This window comes from Chitinophagales bacterium, from assembly GCA_041392475.1.
Lineage (GTDB): Bacteria > Bacteroidota > Bacteroidia > Chitinophagales > UBA2359 > JAUHXA01.
The window spans coordinates 1,094,972-1,109,894 of record JAWKLZ010000002.1 but is presented as its reverse complement, the minus strand read 5'-3'; the positions used below and the strand labels follow the sequence as shown (position 1 = coordinate 1,109,894).

Sequence of the window (14,923 nt, the reverse complement as noted above, 5' to 3'; positions counted from 1 at the left end):
GTACTTTCTAATAAGTAGCTTCATTATTATTATGCACTACCAAATTTTTTCTGATACGGGCGTAGCTCAGTTGGTAGAGCGGCGGTCTCCAAAACCGTAGGCCGAGGGTTCGAGCCCTTCCGCCCGTGCTTTTATTTCAAAATTTACTTTTCTGATGGAAAAAGTTAGAGCATACTTTAAAGAAACAGCTAACGAGTTACTATATAAAGTGACATGGCCTAGTTGGGAAGAATTGCAAAGTAGTAGTATGGTAGTATTGATATCTTCGCTCATTGTAGCATTCATGATATTTTTTATGGACTTTATTTTTGGAGCTCAACCTGAAAATAACTTTTTCCATGGAATCCTTTACTACATTTATCAGATTTTCAGATAATTTTGCTATCGGCAAAGGATAGTTGGGAATTTGTCTTTTGTTTATATTTTGTATTCTTATAACGCCAATCTAATTTTTCAAACATCTTTCAAAATAATGAGCACAGAGGAAAATAAAGGTAACAAAAAGTGGTATGTGCTGAGAGTTATTAGCGGTAAAGAGCGCAAAATAAAAATGCATTTGGATGCCGAAATAATTCGCTCAGGATGGGAAGATGTTATTATTCAAGTGCTCGTACCTACCGAAAAAGTGTACCAGATTAGAAATGGCAAAAAAATAATTACAGAACGAAATTTTTATCCAGGATATATGCTTCTTGAGGCAGATGAATTTAAATTGAATTCAGATGTTATACAATCGGTAAGAAGTATGAATGGGGTGATACATTTTTTAGGAAAGGAAAACCCTGTTCCACTTAGAAAATCAGAAGTAAATAAGATTCTAGGTAAAGTAGATGAAATGCAGGAAGCAGGTGAAAGGTTGAACGAACCTTTCTTGGTCGGAGAGACTGTTAAAATTATTGATGGACCCTTCAATGGATTCAATGGTGCGATTGAAGAGATATATGATGATAAAAAGAAGTTGAAGGTTATAGTTAAAATTTTTGGTAGAAGAACGCCTGTAGAACTTAATTTTGGTCAGGTAGAAAAACAATCTTAGATAATGGCAAAGCAAGTAGAGACTTTCATAAAATTACAAATAAAAGGAGGACAAGCTAACCCCGCACCTCCAGTAGGACCAGCACTTGGTTCTAAGGGGGTTAACATCATGATGTTCTGTAAAGCATTCAATGCTAGAACAAAAGATTTGATGGGACAGATTGTGCCTGTGGTGATTAGTGTTTATAAAGATAAATCCTTTGATTTTATTGTAAAGACTCCACCTGCTCCAATATTATTATTGGAGGCGGCAGGACTAAAGAGCGGATCTGCTCAATCTAATAGAAACAAGGTCGGTAAGGTTAGTTGGGATCAAGTAAAGCAAATTGCAGAAACTAAGATGCCTGATTTGAATGCTTTTAAAGTTGAATCTGCTATGAAAATGGTAGCAGGAACAGCTAGGAGTATGGGAATTACAATCGAAGGTACTCCTCCTTGGGAAGCTTAATTAGACAATAACCTAAGGAATTAAAACCAGTAAGACAATGCATTTATTGTATGTCAAAATGGTTAAAAAAGACAATTAATAATTATTTATATAATCAAAGTTAGACGTGAAACTCACAAAAAAAAGAAAGCAGATTCTTGATAAGCTGGAAAATGATAAGTTATATACTATTCAAGAGGCGGCTAGCTTAGTAAGAGAGGTATCTACTACAAAATTTGACTCTTCTATTGATCTTCATGTTCGTTTGGGAATAGATCCTCGGAAACCAGATCAAGCTTTAAGAGGAACAGTAACATTACCTCACGGAACGGGTAAATCCAAAACAGTTATAGTATTGTGTTCTCCTGATAAAGAAGAAGAGGCTAACCAAGCAGGTGCAGATTACTGTGGGTTAGATGAATATGTCGATAAAATTCAAAGTGGGTGGACTGATTTTGATGTAGTTATTGCTACTCCTAATGTAATGGCGAAAGTAGGTAAGTTAGGACGAGTGTTAGGGCCTAGAGGCTTAATGCCTAACCCTAAAACTGGAACCATTACCATGAATGTAGGAGAAGCTGTAGGAGAAGTAAAAAAAGGTAAAATATCTTTTAGAGTAGATAAGTTTGGAATCATTCATTCATCTATAGGAAGGGTTTCTTTCAGTCCAGAAAAATTGGCTGAAAATGCTTCTGAGGTTCTCAAAACTTTGTCAAAAATGAAGCCTTCTACTGCAAAAGGTATTTATTTCAGGAGCATATATATGGCTAGCACCATGGGTCTTGGTGTTCCAGTTGATGTAAAATCTATAAAAGGTGTATAAGTCATGACAAAAAAAAATAAATCAGCAGTAATAGAGTTGTTGAAGGCTAAGTTTGAAGAATTACCATTTTTCTACGTTGCTGATTCTTCAACTTTATCTGTAGAAGAAGTAAATAATCTCCGAAGGTTGTGTTTTGAGAGAGGTATAGAAATGAAGGTAGCTAAAAATACACTCATTCGAAAAGCATTGGAGCAAGTAGGAGATAATGAAAAACAATATGAAGGTTTGTATGATGCTTTGAAGGGTCCTACAGCCTTATTTTTCTCTGATGTTTCTAATCTGCCTGCAAAAGTTATTCAAGAATTTAGAAAAACATCTGAACGTCCTATTTTGAAAGGAGCATATATTGATAGTTCAATATTCATGGGAGATGATTCTCTAGATGCACTTTCAAAACTTAAATCTAAGGATGAGTTACTTGGTGAGATTATTGGACTTTTGCAGTCTCCTGCAAAAAATGTTATTGGTGCATTGCAGTCAGGAGGACAGAAACTTATGGGCATACTCGAAACACTTTCAGAGAAAGAAGGATAAGAGCTTCCAATTTTTAATATATATTGTATTGTTACGCACATCATCTTAATTTTTGAAATTTCATAAAAATATAATAAAATGGCGGATTTAAAAGCATTTGCTGAGCAGTTGGTGAACCTAACTGTGAAGGAAGTAAACGAACTAGCAGGTATTCTAAAAACTGAATACGGTATTGAGCCTGCCGCAGCAGCAGTGGCGATGGCAGCTCCAAGTGGTGGTGGAGAAGGGGAAGCAGCTCCTGAGCAAACAGAGTTTGATGTAATACTTAAATCTGCTGGAGGTAAAAAATTGAACGTGGTGAAGTTAGTTAAAACACTAACTGGATTGGGTTTAAAAGAAGCCAAAGATTTAGTTGATGGCGCACCTCAAACGCTTAAAGAAGGAGTTTCTAAAGAAGAAGCTGCCGATTTAAAGGCACAGTTAGAAGAAGCTGGTGCAGAAGTAGAAGTTAAGTAGTGTTTTATTTAATTTAATTAAATAATCACTTGATATATTTTTGCATGGTTTTTGTCACAACAAAAACCATGCAAATTTGTTATATTATCACACTTTTCTCACAAGGAAATTTCAATTTATTGATAAAGTGACATATATCTTTTCTCATTCTATTTTCTTTAGATAGGCATTGGGATTATTGTGCATAATCCCTATGCCTTTTTTGTGTTTTATCAACATTAACACATAACATAAGTAAAGTTCCTTTTATATGACCTCAGCCATAACTGCCTATACAGAGCGCATTAATTTTGGTAGAATCAAGCAAACTCATGAAAATCCAGACTTGCTTGAAATTCAGGTAAAGTCTTTTCAAGAATTTTTTCAACTAGAAACGGCTCCTGGTGATCGTAATTCCGAAGGTCTGTATCGGGTATTTACTGATAACTTTCCTATTAGTGATGCTCGTAATATTTTTGATTTAAAATTTTTGGATTACCATATAGATCCTCCCCGTTATAGCATTGAAGAATGTATGCAACGTGGATTAACCTATAGTGTTCCTTTGAAGGCAAAGTTACGTTTGTCATGTAATGATGAAGAACACGTAGATTTTGAAACAATTGAGCAAGAAGTTTTCTTGGGAAATATCCCTTACATGACACCAAAGGGAACTTTTGTGGTAAATGGTGCAGAAAGAATAGTCGTTTCACAATTGCATCGATCGCCAGGCGTATTCTTCAGTCAAAGTATGCATCCTAATGGAACTCGGTTGTATTCTGCACGTGTAATTCCTTTCAAGGGAGCATGGATAGAATTTGCAACAGATATCAATAACGTAATGTATGCGTATATTGATAGAAAGAAAAAGTTTCCAGTAACAACCTTATTGAGAGCAATAGGGTACGACACAGATAAAGCTATTTTAGAGTTATTTGACCTTGCCGACCAAGTGGAAGTAAGCCGAGATGTACTTGAAGCGAACATAGGTCGAAAGCTTGCCGCTCGTGTGTTGAAAAGCTGGATTGAGGATTTTGTTGATGAAGATACTGGTGAAGTAGTTTCTATAGAAAGAAATGAAGTTATTCTTGAAAGAGATACTATTTTAGATGAGTACAATATTGAAGATATTTTAGAAACAGAAGTGAAATCCATCGTATTGCAAAAAGAAGCTAAATCAGCTGACTTTGCGATTATTTACAATACGTTGCACAAGGACACTTCAAACTCTGAAATTGAAGCGGTTCAACATATTTATCGACAATTAAGAGGCTCTGATCCCCCAGATGAGGAAACTGCTAGAGGAATTATTGATAAACTCTTTTTCTCCGACAAACGCTATGATTTAGGTGAAGTAGGGCGATATAAAATCAATAGAAAGCTCAAGATAGATATGGCTAATAATGATCTCCGTGTTTTGACTAAGGAGGACATTATTGAAATGGTTAAATATCTTATTCGCTTAACCAACCAAAAAGCGGATATTGATGATATTGACCATTTAAGTAATAGAAGGGTAAGAACAGTTGGAGAACAGTTGTATAGCCAGTTTAGTGTTGGTTTGGCACGTATGGCTCGTACGATTCGTGAACGTATGAATGTTCGAGATAACGAGGTGTTTACACCTGTGGATTTGATAAATGCTCGTACTTTGTCATCTGTTATTAACTCGTTTTTTGGTACAAGTCAATTATCTCAATTTCTTGACCAAACTAATCCGTTGTCTGAAATTACTCATAAAAGACGTATTTCTGCGTTAGGACCAGGTGGTTTATCAAGAGAGAGAGCAGGATTTGAAGTTAGGGATGTTCACTATTCTCATTATGGACGATTGTGTACAATTGAAACTCCAGAAGGACCAAATATTGGGCTGATTTCTACTCTATGTGTACATGCTAAGGTAAACAAGATGGGGTTTTTAGAGACTCCATATAGAAGAGTAGAGGAAGGAAATGTAAGAATGGGTAGGAAAGATGTAGATTATCTATCGGCAGAAGAAGAAGATACTAAAATTATTGGTCAAGCTACTTCAAGTTTTGATGAAGAAGGGCAGTTTAACCAAGATAGAATTAAATCTCGTCATCAGGGGGAATTCCCAGTTCTACCTCCTGACCAATTGCAGTATATTGACGTAGCTTCTAATCAAATTGTAGGGGTTTCTGCGTCTCTAATTCCATTTTTGGAAAACGATGATGCGAACCGTGCTTTGATGGGATCGAATATGCAACGTCAAGCAGTGCCATTGTTGCGAACAGATGCCCCGATTGTTGGAACAGGATTGGAGGCAAAAGTAGCTCAAGATTCTAGGATGTTAATTAATGCAGAGGGGCATGGTATTGTAGAATATGTAGATGCAAATAAGGTTGTTATCCGATATGATAGAAATGATACTGATAGGTTAATTAGTTTTACTGATGATTCTATCACTTACAATTTGACTAAGTTTAAAAGAACAAATCAAGGTACTTGTATCAATCTCAAACCGATTGTTAGAAAAGGTGACAAGGTTGTTTCTGGGCAAATTCTTTGTGAAGGATATGCTACGCAGCAAGGAGAGTTGGCATTAGGACGCAATTTATTGGTTGCGTTTATGCCTTGGAAAGGATATAACTTTGAGGATGCAATTGTGATTTCTGAGCGAGTTGTTAAAGAAGATTTATTCACTTCTATTCATATTGAAGAGTATGATATGGATGTAAGGGATACGAAGTTAGGAGAAGAAGAACTAACCAATGATATTCCGAATGTGAGTGAAGAAGCAACCAAAGATTTGGATGAAAATGGTATTATCCGTATCGGTGCAAATGTGAAGGAAGGGGATATCTTGATTGGTAAGATTACCCCTAAAGGAGAATCAGATCCAACGCCTGAAGAAAAATTATTAAGAGCAATATTTGGGGATAAAGCAGGAGACGTAAAAGATGCTTCTCTTAAACTACCGCCTTCTACAAAAGGAGTAGTTATTAACAAACGTTTATTCGCAAGAGCGAAAAAGACCAAGGAAAGTAAAGTAAGAGAAAAAGAAGCGATAACCAAATTAGATACAGAGCATAAAGAGCATCTTTCAAAATTGAAGGATTTATTGCTTGACAAGATAAGCTCACTCTTAAATAATTATCGTTCAGCAGGTGTAAAAGATGTTTACAATGAGATAATCATTAAAGAAGGTGTAAAGTTTACTCCTCTTGTTTTAAAAGGATTAGATTATTCTCAAGTGAAGGCAGAGGGGTGGACAGAAGATGAAGAGCTTAATAATCACATCAAGGTGTTGTTGAACAACTACAGCATTAAAGTAAGTGAAGAAGTAGGACGCTATAGAAGAGAGAAGTTCAACATAAGTGTAGGAGATGAATTACCCGCAGGTGTATTGAAATTGGCTAAAGTTTATTTGGCTAAAAAACGCAAATTGAAGGTTGGAGATAAATTGGCAGGTCGTCATGGTAATAAGGGGATCGTATCTAAAATAGTTCGCCTTGAAGATATGCCATTTTTAGAGGATGGAACACCGATGGATATTGTATTGAATCCATTGGGAGTACCTTCAAGGATGAATATTGGCCAAATATATGAAACTGTATTAGGCTGGGCAGGTCTAAAATTGGGTAAAAAATATGCTTGTCCAATTTTTGATGGACCAACTGTTGATACGATTAGTGATGAAATCACACAAGCAGGCTTACCAGAATTTGGTATGACACATCTTTATGATGGTGAAACTGGTGATCGTTTTCATCAAGAAGCTACTGTAGGAGTAATTTATATGCTCAAACTAGCACATATGGTGGATGATAAGATGCACGCTCGTTCAATAGGTCCTTATTCTCTCATTACACAACAACCTTTGGGTGGTAAAGCACAATTTGGAGGTCAGCGTTTTGGAGAAATGGAGGTATGGGCTTTGGAAGCATTTGGTGCAGCACATATATTGCAAGAATTACTTACAATTAAATCAGATGATATTGTAGGTAGAGCGAAGGCTTATGAAGCAATAGTAAAAGGAGATAATCTACCAACTCCAAGTATCCCAGAATCCTTCAATGTACTGTTACACGAATTGAGAGGTTTGGCACTTGACCTTATCTTTGAATAATTTTTTTTTAGAAAACAGTTTGAATTAACTATATAAAACGGAGGTTTGCAATATGCCCTTTAAAAAGGATCACAAAATTAAAAGTAATTTTTCGACAATTACCATCTGCTTATCTTCTCCTGACACGATACTCGAACGCTCGTATGGTGAAGTGTTGAAGCCAGAAACGATTAATTATCGAACTTATAAACCTGAGAGAGACGGTCTCTTTTGCGAACGAATTTTCGGCCCCGTAAAAGATTACGAATGTTATTGTGGAAAATATAAGCGAATTCGATATAAGGGAATTGTGTGTGATAGATGTGGCGTAGAAGTAACGGAGAAGAAGGTAAGAAGAGAGCGAATGGGTCATATCAAGCTGGTAGTCCCTGTAGTACACATATGGTATTTCAAGGCATTGCCTAATAAAATTGGTTATTTATTAGGTTTGTCTTCCAAAAAATTGGAAAGCGTTGTTTATTATGAAAGATATATAGTCATCAATCCAGGGGCTTTAGAAGGACAAGTTGAAAAAATGGACTTGCTAACTGAAGAAGAATACCTAGATTATGTAGAAAGTCTTCCAAGAGAAAATCAACTTTTAGAGGATCACGATCCTGAAAAGTTTGTGGCCAAAATGGGTGCAACTGCAATTAAAGATTTGTTGACCAATCTTGATTTGGATAAAATGTCTTATGATCTTAGACATCAAGCTGCAAATGAAACTTCTCAACAAAGAAAAGCAGAGGCACTCAAAAGATTAAGCGTAGTAGAGGCATTTCGAGATGCAAATGAACAAAGGCAAAATTCTCCGGAATGGATGATTGTTCAGTATTTGCCTGTTATTCCACCTGAGTTACGTCCATTGGTGCCTTTGGACGGCGGACGTTTTGCAAGTTCTGACTTGAATGATTTGTATCGACGGGTTATCATTAGAAATAATCGTTTGAAACGTCTGATTGAAATCAAAGCACCGGAAGTGATTTTGAGAAATGAGAAAAGAATGTTGCAAGAGGCGGTAGATTCGCTCTTTGACAACTCTCGTAAGTCAAATGCTGTCAAAGCTGAAGGTGGTCGTGCGCTTAAATCGTTGAGTGATGTATTGAAAGGTAAGCAAGGACGATTTCGTCAAAATCTTTTAGGTAAAAGGGTTGATTATTCAGGACGTTCTGTAATTGTAGTAGGCCCTGAGTTGAAGATGCACGAATGTGGCTTGCCTAAAGATATGGCGGCTGAATTGTTCAAGCCATTTGTAATCCGAAAACTGATTGAAAGAGGTATTGTAAAAACAGTGAAATCTGCTAAAAAGCTAGTAGATAAAAAAGACCCTGCAATTTGGGATATATTAGAAAATACTTTACGTGGACACCCTGTAATGCTTAACCGTGCGCCAACTTTGCACAGGTTATCTATACAAGCATTTCAACCTAAATTAGTGGAAGGTAAGGCAATTCGATTACATCCACTTGTGTGTTCAGCCTTCAATGCTGACTTTGATGGAGACCAAATGGCGGTACACGTGCCGCTTAGTAATGCCGCTATTTTAGAGGCTCAATTACTAATGTTGTCTTCTCATAATATCTTGAATCCACAAAGTGGTACTACCATTGCTGTGCCTTCACAAGATATGGTATTAGGATTGTACTACATCTCCAAAATTCGTACAACTACACCTGAAAGAATTGTAAAAGGACAAGGAAAATCCTTTTATTCACCAGAAGAAGTAATCATTGCTTTCAATGAACAAGCAGTTGAATTACATGCTGCAATTAAGGTCAAGGTACCTATTCGTCAAAGCAATGGTAGTATGAAACACCAACTTGTGGAAACAAGTGTAGGAAGAGTTTTATTCAACCAAGTAGTTCCCGAGGAAGTAGGATATGTAGATGAATTGCTTACCAAGAAAGCACTAAGAAAGATTATTAATCGTGTATTGAGTATTGTTGGTATTGCTCGAACTGCCGATTTCCTAGACAATATCAAAAGTATGGGATTTCAATGGTCTTTCAAAGGTGGACTATCATTCGGAATAAAAGACTTAATAGATCCAACTGGCAAGCCCAAAATGGTTGACAATGCTCAATCTGAAGTGGATGAGGTTGCGATGAATTACGAGATGGGATTGATTACCAACAATGAACGATACAATCAGGTAATTGATATTTGGACACGTCTGACAACACAAATAAGTGGTCGCTTGATGAATGAGCTGGCTTCTGATAACCAAGGTTTTAATGCAGTGTATATGATGATGCACTCAGGAGCAAGGGGGTCCAAAGAGCAGATTCGACAGCTAGCGGGTTTGAGGGGATTAATGGCCAAACCTCGAAAATCAGGTGCGGCAGGACCAGAAATTGTAGAGAACCCAATTTTGGCTAATTTCAAGGAAGGATTATCTGTACTTGAATATTTTATCTCTACACACGGTGCAAGAAAAGGTTTGGCTGATACAGCTTTGAAAACGGCAGATGCAGGATATTTGACTCGTCGTTTGGTGGATGTGGCACAGGATGTTGTTATCACAGAAGAAGATTGTGGTACATTGAGAGGAATTGAAATATCTGCATTGAAAGACAACGAAGATATTGTAGAACCTTTATACGATCGTATTTTGGGACGTGTAGCATTGAATGATGTTTATGACCCAATTACTGAAAGATTGATTGTAACAGCTGGTGAAGATATCACTGAAAACATTGCTCAATATATCGAAGAAAAAACGGGTATAGAATCTATCGAAATTCGCTCGGTTTTAACTTGTGAAACTGCAAGAGGTGTTTGTGTGAAATGTTATGGTCGAAACTTAGCAAACAATCGAGTTGCTCAAAGAGGAGATGCCGTAGGAATTATTGCCGCACAATCCATTGGAGAACCTGGTACACAGCTTACACTTCGTACTTTTCACGTTGGTGGTATTGCAAAAGCAACCGCTACCGAATCTCGCCTTGCTGCTAAGTTTGGTGGTATTATACAGTTTGACGAAGTACGAACAGTAGAATATGTGAGTGAAGGAGGAGTGACCAAAACAACTGTGTTGGGACGTACAGGCGAAATTCGCATACTACATCCCGAAACAGGCAAACAATTGATTAATTACAATATTCCTTATGGGGCATTACTTTTTGTAAAGGATGGACAGACAATCGCTAAAGATGACCTTGTTTGTGAATGGGACCCTTATAATGCGGTAATTGTATCGGAGTTTGCAGGTAAAGTAATATTCGAAGATATTATCGAAGGGGTTACTTTTCGAGAGGAAGCTGATGAGCAAACTGGACACAAAGAGAAAGTAATTATTGATTCGAAGGATAAACGAAAAATACCTTCTATTCAAGTAGAACATGCTCATGGTGATGAAGTTAAAACATACAACCTGCCAGTAGGCTCACACATCAGTGTAAATAACGATGAACCTGTTTACAAAGGCAAGGTTTTGGTAAAAATACCACGTACACTGAGTAAAGTGAAGGATATTACGGGAGGTCTTCCGAGAGTAACAGAATTGTTTGAAGCGCGTAACCCTTCTAATCCTGCTGTTGTTTCCGAAATTGACGGAGCAGTTACATTCGGTAAAATCAAGCGTGGTAATCGAGAGGTAATTATTACTTCCCGAGAAGGTCAGAAGCGGAAATACATGGTTTCGTTATCAAAACATATTCTTGTTCAAGAAAATGACTTTGTAAGAGCAGGTACACCACTTTCGGATGGTTCTATTACTCCTGCTGATATTTTGAATATCAAAGGTCCTTTTGCAGTACAGGAATACATTGTAAACGAAGTACAAGAAGTTTACCGATTACAAGGTGTGGGAATCAACGATAAACACATTGAAGTAATTGTGCGTCAAATGATGCGTAAAGTAAACATCATGGATCCAGGTGATACTCGATTCTTGGAAAATACAGCGGTAGATAAGTTTGAGTTCATTGCAGAAAATGACCGAATTTTTGATAAAAAATTCGTGACTGACTCAGGTAAATCCAATCGTTTGAAACCAGGTCAAATTGTTACCCTGCGTCAATTGAGAGAAGAAAACTCTTATCTGCGAAGAAATGACCTTGATTTAGTGAAATACCGAGATGCAATTGCGGCAACTGCCAAACCTGTATTACAAGGTATTACTAGAGCTTCATTGGGTACAAGCAGCTGGATATCTGCTGCTTCTTTCCAAGAAACAACTAAGGTCTTGAGTGCTGCTTCTATTGCTGCAAGACAAGATAATTTGGAGGGATTGAAAGAAAATGTAATTGTAGGACATTTGATTCCCGCAGGTACAGGCAGCATCGAATTCCAAGATAACATAGTTGGATCTAAAGAAGAGTATGAGAAGATGAAATCTGCTTATACTAGAAAAGAACCTGCAAAGGTATAACTTTCTTTAGTCTATGAAATATGAAAGCCAAAGCTGCAATTTGCAGTTTTGGTTTTTTTTATGGATGCTACTATTTTCTAATGAAAAACTATGCATATTTGAATGATTCTTAACAATCATTGAATACAATCATAACCCAATCAAGGAAAATCCTGCCCAATCTTGCGGGCTGTTATTTTCTTCTTTTAGTAATGTCAACTTCGCTTTTCGCAATGCATTTGCATAAGACTTCCCTGCTAATATTTCTTCAAATAGTAGTTTTACTAATTGGCTACTAGCTTCGTCTGGAATATCGAATTGGGTGAAAATTATATTATTAGCACCTGCATACAAAAAGCCTCGATTCATTGCCATGATGCCCTCTCCTTGTTGAAATGCCCCTACTCCGCTGCTACAACTACTCAATACCACCAAATCAGCGGATAAATCCAAATTGTAGGCTTCTGAAATTGTTAATATATTTTCATCTTGTATATTTTCGGTATTTGAATTTTTTGATAGGTAAATTCCTGACAAATTACTTCGACTATTGTGTACAAAACCATGAGTTGAAATCAACAAATATTTATAGTTTGGAGCTTCTTTGAATAAAATTTGTTTGGAGGCAGCGTTATAAAGAAAAGCTTTGGCATCCAGTTTTCTGTAGTGAAATAAATTATAAACTTCCTTTACCTCAATAGCAGTATTAGGTAGACTCACCAAATCTTCCTGTCCTGAAGAACTTCTGAGTATTTGACTTTTTCCTTTGCTTGTATCCATCGCAAGTCCTATATTTTCTGCTTCATGAAAATTTACCGGAGCAAGACCTAAAAAATTGTCTGTGAGGATAATGCTCTGCGCCTGCTTTTGCAAACAATACAACCAAGTTGTTGCAGAATAGTGATAGATAATTTCATACTTACAGATTAGGTAAGGTAGTTTATTGAATTTTCTTTGTTGTAGCATTGAAGGTGAAATCAATAAATCGAAGGGTAATAAATGAAGGGTGTCATTCCGAATAATTGTCAATTGACTGCAATTAGATATTTGGTCTTCAATAGGTTGAATTAATAATTTATAGAGTTCTATTGCAGTATCCACAAATATATCTTCATCTGACCATACCACTGAATGTTGTAGTTGTTCAATCAAGTGTTTAAAATGAGCAGGTTTTGCAACGGTTTTTAGACCAACACTATTTTTTTGTAGGCAAAAAATGAATATTTCTTGTTCCCCCACAAAATATTGGATAAGTGTATTTTTAATTTTTAAATGCTTTTGAATTGCTGAAATGCTACTTGTTTCAATATTAAACTTCAATTGGAAATATGCAGGATAGACAGTTTCATATTTTTCGAGTAAGTCTTCATACACTTGGTGATGATTAAATAGCTGCTCCTGTAATTGGACGATTGCAGTTTGATTGGGTTTGGTTTTTGATTGAAGTTGCTGCAATTTTTTTTCTACAAAAGTCAATGCAATGCGAATATTTTTCTCTTCTTCTAATAATTCAGCAGGAATATTTGCAGTCAACTTTGCTTGTGTATCCTTCAATGCTTCCAATAAAACCATTGCCCTATTTTTTTCAGAAAAATAAAAGCATTCTTCAAGATACTCACCGTTGCCAGTTTGTTTCCAAAGTATGAAGGCAGATTGAAGAGCGTATTCACAAATCTCATTGGCGTTTTTGGATATTACCAGTTTAGAATATTCTATTTGAAAATTAGTGCGAATATAATCCAGTAATTGAACCCCTATTTTTAGCGTTTTAATTCCTCTTCTTAAATCATTGATGTCATTGCTGTCATGAAAGTATTTCTTATAGTAAGTCTTTCCTTTCTTGACAATCACTCTAAGGAATAATTTGCTGAAACGGTGTTGTCGAAAATCAGCAATATTTTTGCTATTACCTGAATTTCCAACACTCAGATTATCAATGGACTCTTGAAAGTGTTGAATTGCTTTTGAGAAATCCTGTTGTTGTAAATAATGATTTCCGAGTAAGTTATATGTTTCCGCTAATATAGGGTGCTGTTTTCCAACAGTTTTTTCTTTGATGTAAATGGCTTGTTGGTAACATTCCCAACTCTTTTCCCATTCCTTCAGACCATTATAACATTCACCAAGTTTATCATATATTGCTGCCATCTCGAAGTGTTCTGCACCCAACAATTCAGTACGAATTTGTTTGGCTTTCAATAGGTTTTGGAGTGCTTTTTCGTATTCCTCTTTGTTGATATAATTGTACCCTATATTACTGTAACACCTTGCCACGAAAGGATGTTGTTCACCAAAAAGATGGAGGTATATATTCAAGGCTTTGCGATAATAATACAATTGCCTGTCATAGTCTTCTACGGATTGGTAGGTGCCACCTAAATTGTTGTACATTCGCCCTACATCGTAATGGTTGTCACCAAAAACTTCTTTATACATTCGAAGTGCCTGTTGAAAATACAAAAGTTGTTTTTCAAAATCATTTATAAGCATATAACACCCTCCAATGTTGCTATAACTTGCGGCAATTTCAGGATGGTTTTTAGGTAGAATGATTTTTCTAAGCGCCAATGCTTTTTTGTGAAACTCTAAATTTTGCTCAAAATCACCCAATTCACCATGAACCCAAGCGATATTGTTGTAAAGTTGAGCAAATGCCTGCTGTACTTTGAGTGTTTTTTGTTCGGTAGGGGAAAGGAAGTTTTCTATAAAATCAAGGGCATTGTATAGGTTTTCCAATTGTTTTCGATATTGCCCTGCATATCCCCAACAAGTACCAATATTTGCATAAATTCTAAGATGGTCAAAATCTCTTTTCTGACAAAATTCACTTATTTCCAGAGCTTTGTTATAATAATCAAGTCCAACTCGATAGTTATCTAAATAACAATAATGATCCCCATAGCCATTATACACATCTCTCAATATTTCATGTTTTGGACTTATCTTGGAAGTGCTTATAACCAAAGCCGCCTCTAAATCCTCCCAAGCATCTTGGGTATTTATTAGCTTTAAATGGACTCCAGCTCTATCAACCAATGTGGATATGTAGCTTTCCCATTGTTCGTATTGAAGAAAAATTGCTGCTGCTTCATCCAAAAATTTTAGACTCGATAGATAGTCAGCTTGGTACTGTAACTTTGAAGACTTTTCTTTGTATTCTATAGCAAGTTGAAGCTGTATTTTACTTGTTTTCATGTCCTTCCATAGGTTCAAAAAAGAGATAAATTCAAAAGATAGGCTTTTTTAGTA

At 36.3% G+C, this 14,923-nt stretch carries 9 protein-coding genes and 1 tRNA gene; 9 read left to right on the top strand and 1 reads right to left on the bottom strand.

The features are described from left to right. Positions 1-55 precede the first annotated feature (55 nt). From R3E32_17865 to rpoC, 9 genes are all read left to right on the top strand, one after another. Positions 56-128 (top strand) — tRNA-Trp (locus R3E32_17865). Positions 129-154: 26 nt separating this feature from the next. Beyond that, positions 155-376, top strand: coding sequence for a preprotein translocase subunit SecE (secE, locus tag R3E32_17860; GenBank protein MEZ4886602.1), 222 nt, complete (start codon positions 155-157; stop codon positions 374-376). Positions 377-472: 96 nt separating this feature from the next. Further along, the gene (gene nusG / locus R3E32_17855; protein ID MEZ4886601.1) at positions 473-1,036 is read left to right on the top strand and encodes a transcription termination/antitermination protein NusG; all 564 of its coding nucleotides are present in this window, start codon (positions 473-475) and stop codon (positions 1,034-1,036) included. 3 nt (positions 1,037-1,039) lie between these two features. Continuing rightward, positions 1,040-1,483 (top strand): 50S ribosomal protein L11, encoded by a 444-nt coding sequence (rplK, locus tag R3E32_17850; GenBank protein ID MEZ4886600.1) that lies wholly within the window; start codon positions 1,040-1,042, stop codon positions 1,481-1,483. Between the two features lie 106 nt (positions 1,484-1,589). After that, complete coding sequence (rplA, locus tag R3E32_17845; GenBank protein ID MEZ4886599.1) at positions 1,590-2,285, top strand: 50S ribosomal protein L1; 696 nt, start codon at positions 1,590-1,592, stop codon at positions 2,283-2,285. Positions 2,286-2,288: 3 nt separating this feature from the next. Continuing rightward, positions 2,289-2,819 (top strand): 50S ribosomal protein L10, encoded by a 531-nt coding sequence (gene rplJ, locus R3E32_17840; protein MEZ4886598.1) that lies wholly within the window; start codon positions 2,289-2,291, stop codon positions 2,817-2,819. Between the two features lie 78 nt (positions 2,820-2,897). Further along, positions 2,898-3,275 carry a 50S ribosomal protein L7/L12 gene (gene rplL / locus R3E32_17835; GenBank protein MEZ4886597.1) on the top strand — a complete coding sequence of 126 codons (378 nt, stop codon included), beginning with the start codon at positions 2,898-2,900 and terminating at the stop codon, positions 3,273-3,275. A 250-nt stretch (positions 3,276-3,525) separates the two neighbouring features. Beyond that, positions 3,526-7,344 carry a DNA-directed RNA polymerase subunit beta gene (gene rpoB / locus R3E32_17830; protein ID MEZ4886596.1) on the top strand — a complete coding sequence of 1,273 codons (3,819 nt, stop codon included), beginning with the start codon at positions 3,526-3,528 and terminating at the stop codon, positions 7,342-7,344. 52 nt (positions 7,345-7,396) lie between these two features. Continuing rightward, positions 7,397-11,695 carry a DNA-directed RNA polymerase subunit beta' gene (rpoC, locus tag R3E32_17825; GenBank protein MEZ4886595.1) on the top strand — a complete coding sequence of 1,433 codons (4,299 nt, stop codon included), beginning with the start codon at positions 7,397-7,399 and terminating at the stop codon, positions 11,693-11,695. Positions 11,696-11,824: 129 nt separating this feature from the next. On the opposite strand, the gene R3E32_17820 is transcribed toward rpoC, so the two are convergent. Further along, on the bottom strand, positions 11,825-14,869 hold the full coding sequence (locus R3E32_17820; protein MEZ4886594.1) for a CHAT domain-containing tetratricopeptide repeat protein: 3,045 nt from the start codon (positions 14,867-14,869) through the stop codon (positions 11,825-11,827). Between the last annotated feature and the right edge of the window lie 54 nt (positions 14,870-14,923).